Below are 18954 nucleotides of genomic sequence, written 5' to 3'. Positions count from 1 at the left end.
TAAGCCAATCACTTCGGAAGGCAAAAAGCGCCTTCTGTCAGCGCTTGTCTTATGCTTGTCGGGGCTGACCAGGGCGCTTCCGCTTTTCTATGTCTATTCTCTGCTTATCGATATACCGCCTGTTTTCGATTCAGCAAATATATGAAGTGTATGTTCCGGCAATCCACCTGGCTTAAATTTAAGCAGCTTTTGGATTACCTCATTCTTTTCTTCTGTTATGTGAATGTCGTCAAGAATAACGTTAAAGCTTCCTATATTAGACTTCAGTTCTCCTTCAGCTGCTGCACCTTCTGGGACAGTCAGTTCAATGCCCCCAGTTACTCCTTTTACATGGATATAGTCACAATCCTTATTCCTAATATTGCATGTTATACTGCCATTAAGTGCCTGGGCATCAATTTTCCGAAAGATGCCTGACAAGGAGATTGACCCATTGATTGTCTCCGATTCCATCTTTCCGAGAACAGCATTGTTAACAGCTATGGTTCCGTTTGCTGTTTCCACCTCAGCTTGCATTCCGGTAAGTCCGTTTATCTCGACGATGCCATTAGCCGTTTTCGCCTCAAAGTCCTTTACAGCTAAATTTTCTCCATCGATGTTTCCATTAAATAGACGAAGCCTCATTCGCCTATATTCAGAAGCAGGAATAAAGATCCTAGCATCGACCTTGATCCACTTTTGATGAACCGCAAATCTAAGCTTTTCATCGTTTATGGAGAATTGAACTTCCTTTAAAAAGGCGTCTTTCACATTTTCATGCTCTTTCAGCCGATAAACCTTTCCCGCGCATTCCACCCTGACATCCTTTTGGTCCCATGGGAAAACTTTAATGCTGCCATTCACGATATCAATATCGATGTCCCTCATTTCAGCGTCGCTATGCTGAAAAATATGAGATACAACGGCCGAATGCCCAAAATGAAAATCCAAATCAAATTCCTTTAATTTTCTTACCGCTTCATCCACAAACCCAAAAATCTTTTCCTTTGTTGATGGAATTTTTTTATAGCTTTGCGTATTTGATTTACTCTCATCTGAGTTCACAAAGGTTGAAAGCTCTGTAACCATTTCTTCCTTCTTTTTGGTGCTGTGAATTTCTGATTGCTCCAATTCCTCAAGAACCTTCATGGCTTCGTCTGCAGTCAGCTTTCCATCCTGTACCATCTGGAGAATTTTCTTTTTTTCTTCATTCATGGCCTGGCCTCCGGTTTGTATCGTTTTTATTTAGAAATAAGTATCTTTATTCCTTTTACGAGATTCCAGATTGTCACTGCAAAACCAATCAACCCGGAAACAATCATAGCGATGATTAAAAAGATTGGAACTTCCCCGCCACTGTTCACACTGGCAATATCCGCAAAAATGGACAACCCAATAATCGGAAATGCCACTAGAGGGATTAGATGTGACAAAAAAGCCTTTTTAGCATGCGCCTTTACAAATTCCTCCTGTGCTACGAAAAAAATAATAATAGGAACAACAAACGGCGCAAACAGAACACTTAGGTAACTAAGACCCGCCATTACTTTTCTTGTATCCATTCTTTTCACTCTCCTGTTGCCTTTCTTACGAAGTGGAACATAAAAAGGTTTCATTTAATCTTATTCATTCACGACTATTTTTAGCCTAATTCCTTCTTTTCCTCAAATCCATTACGACATTATCTGCAGACAAAATCCGCAGGGACAAAAATACTAATTTCCCCGGAAATACCGAGAATTTTTTGCTTTTTAATTAAACGATTGAATAGGAGATTCAGTTTAAAAGTCCCTCAGGATTCGACATTAAAATATCTGATTCCTTCTCAGACGAGAAAAAACCTATCCTTATACTGAAGGTAAAATTAGTTTCAAGGTATCGGGTGAATAAGATTTGTTTTCCCTTTACATTTGGATATCAAGGAAAAAATTTCGCATTTCCATTGCGAGTAAGCTTACTGAGCTAACCTTTCGCTACATTCAATTATTTCTGCATAAATGCTCAGAATTTCCATTAAATGAATGGGTTTATGCTTAACTCACCCGATTATTTTTCGTTTCATTCCTTTTGCTTAAAGAATCATATTAATATTCTGGTTCCGAATAGGTTAGGAATAAGTTCTGAATAAAGTGTGGATAAGTTCTGAATTATTAAGAAATAGAGCCATCTAATTCGAAACTGCTTCGGAACCTTTTCAGTATAATTTACTGTCTTTTCTTTATAAATAAAATAAATGACTTTAAATGATGGTGTTTAAACACGAAAAAACCTTGCCATTTCGGCAAGGTTTCCTCATTCATTTAGGATTCCCTACACGTGCTCACGTTCTTTTTCTTCGATAAGTTTTTCCATCCTGGCCTGATCCCTAATGATAACTGGCCTTAAATACTTGCCAGTGTAGGATTTACTCACTTCCATGATTTGTTCCGGTGTACCTGATGCAATAACGGTACCACCTTTATCCCCGCCTTCAGGTCCCATGTCTACAATATAGTCGGCGGTTTTAATCACATCAAGGTTGTGTTCAATCACCAATACTGTATCGCCGTTATCAACGAGGCGCTGCAATACGATAAGCAAGCGCGATATATCATCTACATGAAGGCCTGTTGTTGGTTCATCCAGAATATATAATGAACGCCCATTTGAACGCCTATGAAGCTCGGAAGCAAGCTTTACCCGCTGGGCCTCTCCGCCTGACAATGTAGTAGCTGGCTGGCCCAAGGTTATATATCCTAAGCCAACATCGAAAATGGTCTGCAGCTTTCTGCTGATCTTTGGATGGTTTTCAAAAAACTCGAGTGCATCTTCCACAGTCATATCCAGGATATCAGAAATATTTTTACCCTTATATTTCACTTCAAGAGTTTCCCTGTTATATCGTTTTCCATGGCATACCTCACAAGGAACGTATACATCCGGCAGGAAATGCATCTCAATTTTAATAATTCCGTCTCCGCGGCAGGCCTCACAGCGGCCCCCCTTTATATTGAAGCTAAAACGGCCCTTTTTATATCCGCGAATCTTTGATTCATTTGTAGCAGCAAACACATCACGAACATCATCAAACACTCCTGTATAGGTAGCCGGATTAGACCGCGGTGTTCTGCCGATAGGGGACTGGTCGATGTCTATAACCTTTTCCAGATGCTCAATACCTTTGATTTCCCGGTGATTCCCCGGCTTGGCTTTAGCTTTATTAAGCTTTTGGGCAAGTGCTTTATGAAGGATTTCATTAATCAGTGTACTCTTGCCGGATCCTGACACTCCTGTTACAGAAATGAATGTTCCCAATGGGAATTTTACATTCACATTCTTTAGGTTATTTTCTTTAGCCCCTTTAATTTCAATATATCGGCCATCACTCTTTCTCCGTTCCCCAGGAAGCGGAATGAACTTCTTCCCGGCAAGATATTGCCCTGTGAGCGATTTAGGATCATTCATAACCTCCTCAGGAGTACCTGCAGAAACGATGACCCCTCCATGGACTCCTGCTCCCGGACCGACATCAATTAAATAATCTGCGGCAAGCATTGTATCTTCGTCATGCTCTACAACAATTAACGTGTTTCCGATTTCGCGCATATTTTTAAGAGTGTCAATCAATCTGTCATTGTCCCGCTGGTGAAGCCCGATAGAAGGCTCATCCAGGATATAGAGAACCCCCGTCAGCCGGGAACCGATTTGGGTGGCCAGCCTGATGCGCTGCGCTTCTCCCCCTGACAGAGTTCCAGCCGCACGGCTCAGCGTTAAATATTCAAGACCGACATTCGATAGGAAGCCAAGTCGTTCCTGGATTTCGCGCATAATCAGATTAGCAATCTTCTTTTCCTTTTCCGTCAGTTCTAGCAGCTGAAAAAATTGGACGGCTTCCTCGATGGAAAGTGCAGTCGTTTCACCGATATGCTGCCCTTGAATTAAAACTGCCAGGGTCTCCTTCTTCAATCGGAATCCATTACAGGTTGGACAGGCATGCTGGCCCATATATTTTTCCATCTGCTCCCGAATCCAGTCAGAGCTGGTTTCCTTATATCGCCTTTCGACGTTTTTCAGAACGCCTTCAAATTGAATATAGTTTTCTCGAATTTGTCCAAAATCATTTTCATAGCGGAAATAAATTTTGTCACTCTTTGAACCATATAGAATTTTTTCTAATTGGGCGGGAGTGAAGTCTTTCACTGGCATATCCATGTCAATCCCGTAATGGTTCGCCACCGCTTCCAGCAGCTGAGGATAATACTGCGAGCTTGTTGGTTCCCATGGTGCTACAGCATGCTGCCGGAGCGATAGATCGCGATTTGGAATGACGAGGTCCTTATCAACTTCCAGCTTGGAACCAAGGCCGTCACAATCCGGACAGGCACCAAATGGGCTATTGAAAGAGAACATCCTTGGCTCTAAGTCTCCTACAGAGAATCCGCAATGCGGGCAGGCATGATGCTCGCTGAATAAAAGTTCTTCTTCCCCAATTACATCAATGATAACCTTGCCTTCTCCGAGCTTTAAAGCGGCTTCCATTGAGTCGGCAAGCCGAGCTGTCACGCCTTCCTTAATAACAATCCGGTCGACGATTACTTCAATTGAATGCTTTTTATTCTTTTCAAGCGTAATTTCCTCGCTCAGGTCATGGGGTTCGCCGTTAATACGGACACGAACATAGCCCTGCTTCTTAATATCCTCAAGGACTTTAGCGTGCGTTCCTTTGCGTCCGGATACGATTGGCGCTAATACCTGAAGCTTTGTGCGTTCAGAGTATTGCATGATCCGGTCCACCATCTGTTCGATTGTCTGTGATGTAATTTCAATATTGTGTATCGGACACGTCGGCCTTCCTATACGCGCAAATAATAGCCTAAGGTAATCATAAATCTCCGTCACAGTCCCGACTGTTGAACGCGGGTTTCGGCTCGTTGTTTTTTGGTCTATCGAAATGGCAGGAGAGAGCCCTTCAATTGCATCAACATCCGGTTTGTCCATCTGGCCTAAAAATTGGCGTGCATAGGCAGATAAGGACTCCACGTACCGCCGCTGTCCTTCTGCATAAATCGTATCGAAAGCAAGTGAAGACTTGCCCGAACCGGACAAGCCAGTTAATACGACAAGCTGATCTCTTGGAATCGTGACGTCAATATTTTTTAAATTATGGGCTCTGGCTCCTTTAACAACTATTTTATCCATTGCCATGGTTTCGTCATCCTTCCGCTTTTAACTCCAGCAATAAATCACGAAGCTCTGCAGCGCGTTCGAAATTTAGCGCCTTGGCCGCTTCCTTCATTTCTTTCTCCATGTCTGCGATTACTTTTTCGCGCTCTTTCTTCGTCATCGCAGCAAACTTTGGAGCTGCTGTGTACTCCTCAGTTTCTTCTGCAGCATGAGTAGCCCGGATGGCCTCGCGGATTTCCTTTTGAATCGTCTGCGGAACAATTTCATGCTCAAGATTGTACGCCTCTTGGGTTTCCCGGCGGCGCTTGGTTTCATTGATGGCAATCTCCATGGAGTTTGTTATCTTATCGGCGTACATGATTACATGCCCATTTGCATTACGGGCAGCTCGCCCAATGGTTTGAATAAGTGACCTCTCAGAACGGAGGAATCCTTCTTTATCTGCATCCAGTATTGCCACTAGCGATACTTCTGGTATATCAAGACCTTCCCTCAGAAGGTTAATCCCTACGAGAACATCATATTTCCCCATCCGCAATTCGCGGATAATTTCGATTCTTTCTAGTGTCTTTACCTCAGAGTGCAGGTATTGAACCTTAATTCCGATATCCTTCAGATAATCAGTCAAATCCTCAGACATTTTTTTCGTAAGGGTTGTGATTAATACACGTTCGTTTTTCTTGATGCGTTCCTGGATCTCTCCAATAAGGTCATCAATTTGGCCCTGAATGGGGCGAATTTCTATATTCGGATCAAGCAATCCCGTAGGACGGATAATCTGCTCGACCATAACTGGAGTATGTTCCAGTTCATAAGGGCCAGGAGTCGCGGAAACATATACAGCCTGCTTGACTTTTTCTTCAAATTCTCCAAAACGGAGCGGCCTGTTATCCAGTGCAGATGGCAGACGGAAACCATGATCAACCAGAACCTGCTTTCTTGCCTGGTCGCCATTATACATTCCGCGGATTTGCGGAAGTGAAACATGGGACTCGTCTACAACCAGTAAAAAGTCTTCTGGAAAATAATCTATTAAGGTGTACGGAGTGGAACCTGGAGGCCTGAGCGTCAGGTGGCGGGAATAATTTTCAATCCCAGAGCAAAAGCCCATTTCTCTCATCATTTCGAGATCATAGCGGGTTCTCTGTTCAAGACGCTGGGCTTCCAGCAGTTTCTCATCTTCCCTGAGCTCAGCTAATCGCTCCTCCAGTTCCTTTTCAATATTTTCAATCGCCTTGCGCATTTTTTCTTCACGGGTTACGAAGTGGGATGCCGGGAAAATGGCGACATGATCACGCTCACCCATAATCTCGCCAGTCAGGGCATCTACTTCCCGGATACGATCGATTTCATCACCAAAGAATTCGACCCGGAGACAGCGTTCATCGCGGGAGGCAGGGAAAATCTCCACTACATCGCCGCGGACGCGGAAGGTTCCTCGCTGAAAATCAATGTCATTCCGTTCATACTGAATATCAACCAGCTTATGAAGAAGCGCGTTCCGTTCGATTTCCATTCCGGTTCTTAGCGACACAACCATTTCCCGATATTCTTCCGGAGAACCGAGACCATAAATACACGAAACGCTTGCAATGACGATGACATCTTTCCGTTCAAATAGAGAAGATGTTGCAGAGTGGCGCAGCTTATCAATTTCGTCATTGACGCTAGAATCCTTTTCGATAAATGTATCGGTAGAAGGAACATATGCCTCCGGCTGAAAATAATCATAATAGCTGACAAAATACTCTACAGCATTATTCGGGAAGAACTCTTTAAACTCGCTGTAAAGCTGCCCAGCCAGGGTTTTATTGTGGGCAATTACAAGCGTTGGCTTGTTAATTTCCTTAATTACATTGGACATCGTGAAGGTTTTTCCGGTACCTGTTGCCCCCAGCAATGTTTGGTGCCGCTTCCCTTCTCTTATTCCTTCTACTATTTTACGAATAGCTTCCGGTTGATCCCCAGAGGGGGAATACTTTGAAACCAATTCAAATTCATTTTTCAACGGGCAAGCCTCCTAAGCAAATAGATTTTAAACCAATCTGAATAATGATCCGCAGCCATTGCCTATAATCATCAATTCAATATATATATAATCAGGCGAATCTGCACACGCCCGCAATAAATATCCTTACAAGAAAAAAACTCGGCGAATTCCGGCGCATAGTCGGAAAAGCAGAGCCGTAGTTTATTTATAGCCCTGTAACCAGAGACTATATACTCATTCTACCATATACCCAATGTAAGAAACCAATAATACGCGAACATTCATTCGAGGATTTTTTTATAAAAACGCCTAAGACAAATAGATGCATAGGGCCAACATAAAGCCAGAAAAAAGAAGAGATGGATATATCTGTGATCCATCAAACAAATTGCACGTTATTATTACGTTCTATTCAAAATCTTAGCTGAAAGCCAAAACCCTAACGTAAGCGAAAATGCATCAAGAATGATTAATAGCCAGCTGTCTGTATAGCCCTTATAAACAGATGCAGCAATTAAGGCCACAGTCAAAGCCAAGCCCACAAATTGATTAAAGGTGACTCTCGCAAAAAGCATAACGAGCAATGCAGGCAATACAAGCGCCGACAAAATTTTTATCATAAAATAGCTCCTTTTTTCCTCGGTAAATCAGTTCGGTCTATTAATACCATTATACTCTTGATGATCATAATTTTTCTTGCATAAAGTCCTTGTAAATATCATCCTTACAATCACATTGAATTTCAGCAAAATCTGACGATATATTATAAGAAAAGCGCAAACGCCCTGACAGAAAGAACCTCAACTAAAGTCTGGCACGTCCTGTACCAAACGTCGATGCCAGCACATCCTCACAAAGCTGGCGCTATGTGTCGCTGCTGAAGCGTTCCTTGTCCTGGGCGCCGGGGCTTTATTTTCCTGCTGAAAAAAGTTGCTGGGCGCTGCAGCTAGACTTCATAGAAAAGCAGAAGCGCCCTGTTGAAAGGAAGAACAGCTAAACCCGCCACGACCTCACAAAGCTACCGCTTTGTTTCGTGCGATGAATCGCTGCCGAAGCATTCCTTGTCCTGTGGCAACGCCGTTCTGACCCACGTCCTGTGGGCCTCAGACAAGCATAAGACAAGCGCTGACAGAAGGCGCTTTTTGCCTTCCGAAGTGATTGGCTTATGACCAGGGTTGTGACGGCCTTTGGTCACAACATTCGAGGGGCTTTATTTTCTGCGAAAAAAAGGGCTGGGCGCTGGAGCTAGACATCTGTACTTTTTAAAAAAGCTATACTTTCTAATCTAGTAATAAATATCATTTGTCGTTTCCTTAGACTAATTTACTAGTTTACGTGACTTTTGTCGCTTCTACCATTGTCGTGTTTTGGTTAAAATTGGTATAATAGGTAAATAATAAAAAGGAGGGGGTTACGCTTGATGAAAGGGACCTGCGTACGGATGATCATTTTGATTTTCCTGGCACTACTGTGTCTTCCTTTTTCTAGCAATCAAGCATTCGCAGCCACCAAGGCTAAAGTGAAAGCTACTACACTCAACATTCGGGAAAAACCGACAACTGCCTCAAAAACGGTAGGCAAGCTCCCACAGGGAGCGGCTGTTACAATCCAGGGACAGCAAAAAGAGTGGGCAAAGATTTCTTACGGAAAAGCACAGTCTGGCTGGGTTGATTCTACATATCTGACACTTGAAAAAGCTAAGCCTGCAGCTAAAACCAAGACTGGCTATGCCACAGTAAACTCATTGAATGTGCGCCAGGGGGCTTCCGGGACCAGCAAGTCACTAGGAAAAATTTCAAAGGGTACTCCGGTCACCGTCTATTCCCAGAACGGCAGCTGGCTAAAGGTTACTGTTCCAAGCAAAAAATGGACTGGCTGGATTGCAAAAAATTATATTGCATTTTCACCTATTCCTGCTGCTAAGCCGGCAGTACCTGCTGCACCTGTTCCCGCTGCTACCTTTTATGTCACAGTAAATTCTCTAAATCTGCGTGAACTGCCAACTACAAGTTCTAAGGTTATTCAGTCACTTAACAAGGGAACTGCTGTCCAGTTAACAGAGAAAAAGACTGGATGGGGTAAAGTGAAAATTGCCAATGGTAAAACAGGCTGGGTTTCACTTACCTACCTTTCAGCTAAGACTCCTGTTGAACCAGTAAAAATTCCGACAGACGGCAAGTATATTACCCTTACATCGGATAACGATCTGCTTAAAGGTCCAGGAACTGACTATGAAGTTATCAAAATCGAAGCAGCTGGAACCCGGCTTGAAAAAATGTCTGTAAAAGCAGACTGGATGGAGGTAAAAACTGCCGCAGGTGTGATAGGCTGGGTTCACAGCTCGTATATCGCCCCTTATAAGGACAATACCGATAAACCTTCTGGCGGCCAAGCGCTAGCCGGCAAAGTTATCGTCTTAGATCCTGGGCATGGCGGAAAGGATCCGGGAACTAGCGGCAAGGCTACAGGGGCTCTCCCAGGATCATTAGAAGAAAAGGCTACCTTAGAGAAAACTGTAAACCTGCAGACCGTCAATGCAATGGCCAAAACGCTGCAGGCTGCAGGGGCAACCGTGATTCTTACCAGAACAACCGATGAATATCTCACACTCTTACAGCGCGTGAATGTCAGCCATTCTCAGAATGCGGATGTTTTTATAAGTGTCCATTACAATGCTCCGGGAAATAAGAGCACTGGTATTGATACGTTCTTCTATCCGACTCATGTAAATGAACAAAAGCTAGCTTCATATGTTCACGAAGAATTGATCAAATCCACACAAATGAAGAACCGCGGTGTTAAACCAGGGAATTTCCAAGTAATCCGTGATAACAAAAAACCAGCCCTTCTCCTGGAATTAGGTTTCCTCTCCAATCCGGATGAAGCAAAGCTAGTGAAAAGTGAAGAGTATCAGCAGAAAGTAGCGCAAGGGGTCTATCAGGGACTGGCAAAGTATTTTTCTTTATAAGATTCTCGCAAGAAAGCGGGCTGATTCCAAAATCAGCCCGCTTTCTTATGGTGCATTATTTCCGATGGGGCCCTGAAGGATTCCCATGCTTTCAATATGCCTCTTCGCTTCCGCATCTCCCAATTGATAGATGAGCGCATATATTTCAATCATAGTTTGATCATATTCCAAATTCCCCTCATGTTTGCTGTATTCAAGAAAGGGAATATGCGCCGTCTCGTATGTCTTAAAATCAGCGTCACCATTATCCTCAAATAAGGTTCTTAACCGCGCGACTTCATCATCGGTTCCAAATATCTTAAACTGAGTTTCCGATTCAACGGGATTCTCCAATACCACGGCATTTTCAATATCCACGTAAAATACCCTTTTTTCCTGTTCCATAGTGAACCTCCTCTTGCCTTTTGTTATTATCTACCACCAATCCTTAGTACATAATCTATTTTTAGGATCAAGACCGTAAAAACTGCTGCTGAAAGGGTCATTATTTATAGATTTAGAGGGGCGGGCGCTGGAGCTAGGCATCTGTACTTGTTAAAAAGATATACTTTCTTATCTAGTAAAAAAGAACGGCCCTTACCGCTATCAGAAGCGGCAAGTCCGTCCTTACGTATTATTTATCTGGCCCTTACAGCATTGAGCCGTTTTTGCAATACTGTTTTTTGGTAGGAAGTTTTTAGCGAATTAACTGCAATTTGAGCCGATGATTTATATTTTTTGGTTTTATATCTTTCGGCCATTCTTACCTTTGCATCGGCAGCAGAAAATTGCTTCTTATATAACTCAGTAATTTTCTTTTTGGCAATATCCAGACGCTGTTGCAATGACGTTTTTAAACTTCCATTTTCAAGTTCATTCACTGCATACTGGGCTTTATCCACGTAATCCTGTCTCAGTTTTTTTTCAGCGGCCGTTACTTTATTTATCGCATCCTGCTGAATAAAACGGCTGACAGCATCAAGTTTTTGCTGCAAGTATGTCTTTGATCCCCCTGCCAGTAATTCATTTACCGCAGCCTGGGCTGCAGTAAGATAGCTTTTTGTCTTATATTTTTCTGCGCTAGCTACCTTACTTTTCGCGTTGGACATGATCCACGCCCGGACTAGATCAAGGCGTTTCTGAAGACTATTTTTATCCGATGAATATATAACCTCATTGATCGCAGTCTGAGCCGCGTCCGCCAGCTTCTTGTTTTTATCTTTCTCAGCTGCCGCCACTTTTGCGTTGGCATTATTCAGGATGGCGATTTTAACAGCATCCAGTCGCTTTAGCAATGTATGGACCTCGACTCCTGAAGGGATTTGGCTTATCGTTTGCTGCGCAGCGATCACATCAGCCTTTTTCAGACTTTTTTCTGCAGCTGCTACTTTCTCCTCAGCTTCATTATAAACAGCTTTATTCGCCACTTCCGTCCGCAGTGCATCAAGTCTGCTTTCCAGTGCCGCTCTTTCGTTTCCAATCGGTAAGGCTTTAACCGCATCCCCCGCATTGTTTAAATATTGTTGAGTCCGGTATTTTTCTGCTGCTTCCACAGCATTTCTGGCAAAAGCGGTTCTTTGCTGCTGCAGTTCATTTTGTGCGGCAAGTTCCCTAACTGTATTGATCCGCTGATTAAAACGGTTTTTTTCAGGACTCTCTGCTAATCTATCAATCTGCGATTGTGCAGCTGCAATATCAGTACGTGAGAGCGATGCCTCAGCCAGAGCAATTGCTCTCTCCACATTTGCAAGCTGCTGAGCTGCATCTTCTACTTCAGTTGTAAAGGAAGCAAAACCGAAGCCATACAGGGGATCCCTGCCGGCTGATCCAAGATCGACAGTATGCAATTTTAAATGCTCTTTAAGCTCCGCATTTGTCTTGGCCGGATATTTTTCTTTTAATAAAGCCAATAACCCGGCAATATGCGGGGCAGCCATTGAGGTCCCGTTTGCCTGGGCATACCCTCCGTTCAGGTACGTACTAATGACATCAACACCTGGAGCTGCAAACTGGATTTCCTCTCCAGCAGCTGAGAATGATCCTCTTTCCAATTGGCTGTCCACTGCTGAAACCGCAATGGCACTGCTATATTTCGCTGGATATTCTACTGTATTCCCGCTTCCATCCGGTGTGCCGCTATTCCCTCCAGCTGCGACCACAAGCATACCACTATTATTAGCCTTATCGATCATAGCCCGCAACAGCCTTGAATCTTCGGTGAGTGACAGACTCATATTAAGAATGTCGATTTTATTGACGATTGCCCAATCAATGGCCTCCAGTAAATCCTGGAGATTTCCATTTCCCTTAGAATCCATCGCCTTGACAGCATATATCTCTGTATTTGGAGCAACACCGACCAAACCTGCCCCATTTTTCTTAGATGCTATGATGCCAGCCACATGTGTTCCATGGCCATTATCATCAAAATAGGAGTTGGTATAATTTACGGTGGAGATTCCTCCAGCAATCTTTAATTCAGCGTGAGGGGCAATACCGGAATCTATTACGGCAACCTTCACACCTCTGCCTGTATAGCCGCGGCTCCAGGCGGAAGAAGCTTTAACAGCCTGCAAATTCCATTGAGACTCTTCCCTTGGAACCCCATAAGAGGCTGCTTTTGACTTCACCTGCTCTTCAGATAATAGACGGATTGAATCCTCCAGAGCTGAAAACGTAATATTTTCTTCAACATATGCAATATCCGGATTATCCTCCAGTTGATCTATATCCTTATTTTCTATCGTTACAGCAAGCGCTGGGACGGATTTAAATTGATGGTCAACCTGATTGCTGAGATCAAGCGCATCTCCTTTTCCCTCCTGATTCTTGTATACAACAATAACTTCTGTTTCCTTTTGGCTTTCAGCATTCACAGGCGGAGTAACATTAAACATTCCTAGACTAAGGGATAGAGCGGCAACAAGGAACTTACTTCCTTTAGTTGTAAAATGCATCTTGACGCAATCCTTCTTTCTAAAAGTTTTCATATCTCCTGACAAACTAATTTTCTCTTCTATTCTATTAGTATCGTATTAATAATAATAAATTTGATAGATTAGAGTTAGGTAATATATGGAATATTTTGATGTTTTTTCTATTTATTGAAACAAAATATGTCGAATTCAAGAACATGGGGTCATTTCCTTTATCTTGTAACACAACTGTAATCTTACTGTGATGGAATTGTTATGCTTTTCTATTATATTAGGTTTAGCAAAACGCACCTGGGGGGTAAACAACTATGTTAAAGAAAATTATCGCAGCTCTATCAATTGCAGCCATTTTCAGCACTGTTGCACCAACAATGGGTGAGGCAGCTGCGTCACCACAAACAAAAGCAATTTCAGCCGCTAAAACTCAACTTGGAGTTCCGTATAGATGGGGTGGCATGACTTCTAAAGGATTCGATTGTTCAGGTCTTGTAAAATACTCATATAGCAAAGCAGGAAAAACTCTGCCTCGCACAGCAGCAGAAATGTATAAAAAAGGCACACGCGTAAGCAATTTGTCACCTGGAGATTTAATGTTTTTCGCACCAAACAAGGCAGCAAGGCCAACCCACGTTTCTATTTATATGGGAAGCGGAAAAATGATTCATGCAGCTTCTTCTAAAGGTGTTTCTATCGCCAGCACTAGCAATACCTATTGGAAACCAAAATATATCGGTGCAAAGCGTATATAATAAGAAAACTGGAAGCGCCCTGTTAAAAGGAAAAACGGCTTACATCACCACGTCCTGTGTATCGAGGGGCGCTGGAGTTAGACATCTGTAATTTTCAACAAAGTTAAAATTCTTATCTTACCCAAAAATAGAAAGCCGCTGCGGCTTTCTATTTTTTTATGCTATTATAATCAGCTTCCGCAACTTTTTTAACTTGTTCAACAAAAGTAACGACTACTTTATCATTTGCCAGCAATAAAAACACTTTTACAAACCACTTTAAAGCTTTGTTTGTAGCTGTATATGTAAAAAGGGTCCGATCATCACCAATGCGCGCTAATTCATAATAGGCAGTGATCTCAAACATTTTTGCAAGTGTAAAACCAATCTTTAATTTTTTCTGATCTGGTGAATCCAGATATTCCAATGTCTCTACATCGTACTCCTCTATTCGCTTTCCTTCTTTATATTTCTGCCGATAAATGCTGCCAACTTTCTCCTCAGTCACTTTAATTGGTTTATGTTCCACTATGTTCGGCATGATTTTTTGCATATTTTCTTCACTATTAAACAATTTCCACACCTGTTCAATTGGAGCGTTTATTTCAATCTCTTTCCTCCATTGTTTCACGACAGAACCTCCTATTAATTATGTCCCTTGCGTTTTATTTCTCTAACGCAGATGAAAAAACCTTTTTAATAGTTTTAATACATTATTAAGGAATGTATCCATCTGCCCCGGAATATAAATAGATGATAGCTATTACTATTCTTAAAAAATCAGCAAAGAAGGCGATGCTCCATGTATCCTGTATATGAATACTACGGAAAAGAAAAAAAGTGTAAGGCTATACCCGTTGCTTTTCCGCCACAGCATCAAGACCGGCATCCAGGACTTGAATATTTAATGGTACCGCGGCCCATTTCTGAAAATCCAGATTATAGGGGAAGCGGCAAACTTATAGATAAGACTGCCATCGTAACGGGGGGTGACAGTGGAATCGGACGTGCAGTCGCTTATGCATTCGCGAAGGAGGGCGCTGATGTTGCCATTGTCTATCTTAATGAACACGAAGATGCTAACGAAACAAAGCATAGGGTTGAACAATTAGGACGGCGATGCCTGCTGATTCCCGGCGATCTTCAAAATGAAGCAATGTCATACGAGGCTATAAAACAAACAATCCAGCACTTTGGCAAAATCGATATCCTTGTCAATAACCATGCCGTGCAGTACGTTCAAAAAAGCATCCTTGATATTACCGCTGAACAGCTGGATATAACATTCCGCACCAATATCTATGCATTCTTCTATATGACAAAAGCTGCCCTACCCTATTTAAAAAGAGGCAGTTCGATCATTAATACAACATCCGTTACTGCATATGAAGGAAATAAAGAACTGATCGACTATTCAGCAACGAAGGGTGCCATCTTAACCTTCACCCGTTCACTCTCCCTTTCACTCATCACTAAAGGAATCAGGGTAAACGGTGTAGCTCCAGGACCTATTTGGACCCCTTTAATTCCTTCCTCCTTCTCGGCTAGCAACATAAAAACGTTTGGAACGTTCACTCCTGCTGTTCCGATGAATCGTGCCGGTCAGCCGTTTGAAGTTGCCACCAGCTATGTTTTCCTGGCTTCAGATGACTCCAGCTACATATCCGGTCAGATCTTGCATCCCAATGGCGGGGTTATGTCAGGCAGCTGAATAGGATTATGCCCAGAAACACTTATTAAGACCACCCATAAAAAAGCGGGTGGTCTTTCTTTGCGGGGGCACGGAAATGTTTACCTTCATTTTTGGCACTATATTCAATTCTAGGGATAAATGCAGAAATTATGGGTATAGTTCAAGTGATTCTACATTTAGGAGGCTGATTATGAAGGCTGTAACATTTCAAGGCTCAAAGGATATACAGGTAAAACAGGTGGAAGATCCAACAATCAAACATAATGAAGATATTATTGTACGCATCACTTCAACAGCCATTTGCGGTTCCGACCTTCACATTTATCAGGGCGCTCTCCCTACCCACAAAGATTACGTTATAGGGCACGAACCAATGGGAATCGTAGAGGAAGTTGGACCTGAAGTTACAAAGGTTAAAAAAGGAGACAGAGTAGTTCTGCCATTCAATATTTCTTGCGGCCAATGTTTTTACTGTCAGCATGAAATGGAAAGCCAATGTGATAATTCCAATCCTAATAAAGAAATTGCAGATACTGGCGGATATTTTGGATTTACCGAACGATACGGGAACCATCCGGGAGGTCAAGCAGAATTCTTGCATGTACCGTACGGTAACTTTATGCCATTTGTGATTCCTGAAACATGTGAACTTGAGGACGAAGCTCTTCTCTTTATGTCGGATGTCTTACCGACCGCCTACTGGAGTGTAGACAACTCAGGCGTAAAAACGGGGGATACTGTAGTAGTTCTTGGCTGCGGCCCTGTAGGTTTAATGACACAAAAGTTTGCCTGGATGAAAGGTGCCAAACGGGTTATTGCCGTTGATAATCTGCCATACAGGCTGAATCATGCAAAGAAAATGAATAATGTGGAAACGGTAAACTTTGAGGACTATGATAATGCGGGCGAATATATTAAACATTTGACACAAGGCGGTGCCGATGTTGTCATTGACTGCGTCGGTATGGACGGAAAAAAATCTGTGGTTGAGGCTGTTGAACAGAAACTGAAGCTTCAAGGCGGAACATTGAGTGCAATCGAAATCGCGTTAAATGCTGTAAGGAAATTCGGGACTATTCAGTTGACCGGAGTATATGGATCAATGTACAACATGTTTCCGCTCGGGAATATCTTTGAACGTAATGTATCCCTGAAAATGGGGCAGGCGCCGGTCATCCACTATATGCCGATGCTATTTGATAAAATTACAAAGGGTGAATTCGACCCGACCGAAATCATTACGCACCGAGTACCATTGGAACAGGCAAGTGAAGCATACAAAACATTTAATGATCATGAAGATGAATGCATTAAGGTTGTATTAAAACCATAACCCGCATTATACAAAAACAGACAGTCCGTACCGCTATGAATAGTGGTACGGTCCGTTTTTTTAGAGACTTAAGCATCTTTTAATAGCATCTTTGTCCTCCATAAGATTCCAAAAGAGTTGTTTTATTTCTCGACAGTTCGCGCAACAATAGCACCGAATACCAAGGCCCATACAGGAGCACTGATATGAAAAAAAGATACATTTGATATGGATACGATAAAGGCCGTAAGCGCACTTAAAGGGTACTGATTTCCCGAAAATCCCTTCTGCAGGCTGGAATGCAGAACGCTAATCAAGGCAAAGCCCCCTAACAGGGAAACGAATGCCTGCGGCAGTGATTGGATGAACGGGACAACCTTCCAGGCAAATACGCCAAATATTAATAATACCACCCCAGACACGAAGGATCCCATATACCGCTTTTCCCTTGGGCCCGAATCCTGTCCAGCACAAATAGCGGTCATCATTCCGGCAATATTGGCGCATTGCCCTCCAAAGAAACTGGTGGTAACTGAAAAAACTCCGCTGATCGAGACAATCTTACGAATGGGAGGATTGAAATCAGAGCTTTCTAATGCGCCTACCCCGGGAGCAACATCGTTACTCAAGACAAGCATAGCAAGCGGGATCCCCAAAGTCAGCATCCCCATCCATGTGAATTCAGGCATTTGCAAGGATGGGAAGATAAAAGGTATTCCCCCAGATGAAATATCTAAGTTCCGCGAAAATAGCAAAGTGAGAAAAGCGACTGTTACAGCTGCCATTACAGCCGGTATCCGTTTACTATATCTTGTCACCAGGAAAAAACTGATCAGGGCCAAGCCCCCAACTAACGGCATTTCCTTAATGGCCGGGACCAGCTTTACCACGTACCCGGTAACCAAACCCGCTAGCATTGAAGCAATAACCTCTTTAGGCACCCATTTAATGATTTTAGTAAATACTCCTGTCAAACCAACCAGTAATATAAATATCCCTGACATTACATACCCGCCAATAAGCTGGGAGTATGAAAACTGGGACGTCATGGTTGCCAAAAATGCTACACCCGAAATAGAATGCCCGCCCGTAATCGGGATCTTAAACCACAGCGCCATTAGAATACCGAAGAGGCCGCCAAAAAAATATACTGCAAACATCCAATTAATCGTTTGCTCTGTTGTAAAATGGCCCGACGCTGCTGCCTCCAAAACGATGAGCGCTGGTCCAGTCAGGATAAGAGTGCTGGCAATCAGCCCGGAGGAAAGATTTTTTCCCGTAATATCTCGTAAAGGATTACTCCTATTGAACTTCCTTTTTGTCATAAATCCAGTTTTATTCTCTTGGTATTTATGCTGATATTCCATTTGACCCATTTCTGCCTTCCTCCCTATAACGAATACTTTAATAATTGGGACAAGAAAGACAATTTGTCAATAATATTCAGTTAATTTTATAGATTTGATATCGATTTAGAGATTGTATACTGGGAAAGTTTTTCTTGAAGAACAGGGGGATTAGCAGAGAAAAGCACTCTCCTTTAGTAAAATAATAAAGCGAGAGTATGCTGGAGAAAGAAATATAAAGATGATAAGGGGAAATTGAAAATACAAAAATGAGTTGAATCGCGACAATAATGATTTTCTACTAAAACCAAGAATTTTTAAAATCAAATTTGTAAATGTATTACCTATTAGCTGGCCATGTTCTGTAAGCCGGCTTTCATATTGAGCAAAGCATCGAGCTCCTGGCTTAATTTGATAGTAATTGGTGCAGATAGACCGTAAGTGACCCCGGCTTCAATCATTTTAATTCTATGCAGTTCAATTATGTCATTCAGCATTTTGATTGACATTTGAAAGACCCCTTTCTGACACTTGTAATAATTATAATTTTACAAGGTCATTTTAGGTAATTATACCCTAATTATCTGCAAATTGTTACAGAAATGTTACAATTTGCATGATTATCATCTCAGTAAACCAATTACTGATAACGCTTTGCTTCCACAATTAAAAGTACTACCATAACACCCTTTTCCGCTGATAAAAGGCATCTAATCATCAATATTGAGCCTTTCTCCGAGCTTCAGCTGAAAGCAGGTTCCCCACATCCGCTGAAACTCCCATCACTATATTTCGCTTCATGATGAACTCTCCCTTTTTACCCATACAATTGCGTTCATTGTGTATATCGCACAATAATT

Annotated in this window: 14 protein-coding genes; 4 read left to right on the top strand and 10 right to left on the bottom strand. The window is 42.4% G+C overall.

Features of this window, described 5'->3' with window-relative positions; genetic code table 11:
- Window positions 1–93: 93 nt before the first annotated feature.
- From D0469_RS09895 to D0469_RS09875, 5 genes are all read right to left on the bottom strand, one after another.
- The gene (locus D0469_RS09895) at window positions 94–1194 is read right to left on the bottom strand and encodes a DUF4097 family beta strand repeat-containing protein (protein ID WP_117326581.1); all 1101 of its coding nucleotides are present in this window, start codon (window positions 1192–1194) and stop codon (window positions 94–96) included.
- Between the two features lie 26 nt (window positions 1195–1220).
- Window positions 1221–1541, bottom strand: a complete 321-nt coding sequence (locus tag D0469_RS09890) for a DUF4870 domain-containing protein (RefSeq protein WP_117326580.1) — start codon at window positions 1539–1541, stop codon at window positions 1221–1223.
- A gap of 748 nt (window positions 1542–2289) precedes the next feature.
- Window positions 2290–5163 carry an excinuclease ABC subunit UvrA gene (gene uvrA, locus D0469_RS09885; RefSeq protein ID WP_117326579.1) on the bottom strand — a complete coding sequence of 958 codons (2874 nt, stop codon included), beginning with the start codon at window positions 5161–5163 and terminating at the stop codon, window positions 2290–2292.
- Window positions 5164–5170: 7 nt separating this feature from the next.
- Window positions 5171–7150, bottom strand: a complete 1980-nt coding sequence (gene uvrB / locus D0469_RS09880; protein ID WP_117326578.1) for an excinuclease ABC subunit UvrB — start codon at window positions 7148–7150, stop codon at window positions 5171–5173.
- A gap of 383 nt (window positions 7151–7533) precedes the next feature.
- Window positions 7534–7752 (bottom strand): CsbA family protein, encoded by a 219-nt coding sequence (locus D0469_RS09875; protein WP_117326577.1) that lies wholly within the window; start codon window positions 7750–7752, stop codon window positions 7534–7536.
- 800 nt (window positions 7753–8552) lie between these two features.
- On the opposite strand from D0469_RS09875, the gene D0469_RS09870 reads away from it, so the two are divergent.
- Window positions 8553–10100: an N-acetylmuramoyl-L-alanine amidase gene (locus D0469_RS09870; RefSeq protein ID WP_117326576.1), complete on the top strand. Its 1548-nt coding sequence runs from the start codon at window positions 8553–8555 to the stop codon at window positions 10098–10100.
- 45 nt (window positions 10101–10145) lie between these two features.
- On the opposite strand, the gene D0469_RS09865 is transcribed toward D0469_RS09870, so the two are convergent.
- Complete coding sequence (locus D0469_RS09865; RefSeq protein ID WP_117326575.1) at window positions 10146–10484, bottom strand: hydrolase; 339 nt, start codon at window positions 10482–10484, stop codon at window positions 10146–10148.
- 233 nt (window positions 10485–10717) lie between these two features.
- Window positions 10718–13069: a S8 family peptidase gene (locus D0469_RS09860; RefSeq protein ID WP_142919182.1), complete on the bottom strand. Its 2352-nt coding sequence runs from the start codon at window positions 13067–13069 to the stop codon at window positions 10718–10720.
- A 254-nt stretch (window positions 13070–13323) separates the two neighbouring features.
- Here D0469_RS09860 and D0469_RS09855 point away from each other — a divergent pair, with 254 nt between their 5' ends.
- Window positions 13324–13764 carry a C40 family peptidase gene (locus D0469_RS09855; RefSeq protein ID WP_117326573.1) on the top strand — a complete coding sequence of 147 codons (441 nt, stop codon included), beginning with the start codon at window positions 13324–13326 and terminating at the stop codon, window positions 13762–13764.
- A 148-nt stretch (window positions 13765–13912) separates the two neighbouring features.
- Here the strand turns inward: D0469_RS09855 and D0469_RS09850 are convergent, their stop codons facing one another.
- Complete coding sequence (locus tag D0469_RS09850; RefSeq protein WP_117326572.1) at window positions 13913–14374, bottom strand: SRPBCC family protein; 462 nt, start codon at window positions 14372–14374, stop codon at window positions 13913–13915.
- A 171-nt stretch (window positions 14375–14545) separates the two neighbouring features.
- Between D0469_RS09850 and D0469_RS09845 the strand changes: the two genes are divergently transcribed.
- Both D0469_RS09845 and D0469_RS09840 read left to right on the top strand, forming a co-directional pair.
- Window positions 14546–15454: an SDR family oxidoreductase gene (locus D0469_RS09845; RefSeq protein WP_117326571.1), complete on the top strand. Its 909-nt coding sequence runs from the start codon at window positions 14546–14548 to the stop codon at window positions 15452–15454.
- 172 nt (window positions 15455–15626) lie between these two features.
- Window positions 15627–16769, top strand: coding sequence for a zinc-dependent alcohol dehydrogenase (locus tag D0469_RS09840; RefSeq protein WP_117326570.1), 1143 nt, complete (start codon window positions 15627–15629; stop codon window positions 16767–16769).
- A 122-nt stretch (window positions 16770–16891) separates the two neighbouring features.
- On the opposite strand, the gene D0469_RS09835 is transcribed toward D0469_RS09840, so the two are convergent.
- Both D0469_RS09835 and D0469_RS09830 read right to left on the bottom strand, forming a co-directional pair.
- Window positions 16892–18124 (bottom strand): benzoate/H(+) symporter BenE family transporter, encoded by a 1233-nt coding sequence (locus D0469_RS09835; RefSeq protein ID WP_233523011.1) that lies wholly within the window; start codon window positions 18122–18124, stop codon window positions 16892–16894.
- 317 nt (window positions 18125–18441) lie between these two features.
- Window positions 18442–18603, bottom strand: coding sequence for an aspartyl-phosphate phosphatase Spo0E family protein (locus D0469_RS09830; protein WP_233523010.1), 162 nt, complete (start codon window positions 18601–18603; stop codon window positions 18442–18444).
- Window positions 18604–18954: the final 351 nt, after the last annotated feature.

The sequence above is a fragment of the Peribacillus saganii genome, assembly GCF_003429095.1.
Classification (GTDB): Bacteria; Bacillota; Bacilli; order Bacillales; family DSM-1321; genus Peribacillus; species Peribacillus saganii.
The sequence above is the reverse complement of the archived record's forward strand: the minus strand, read 5'-3'. Positions and strand labels throughout refer to the sequence as shown.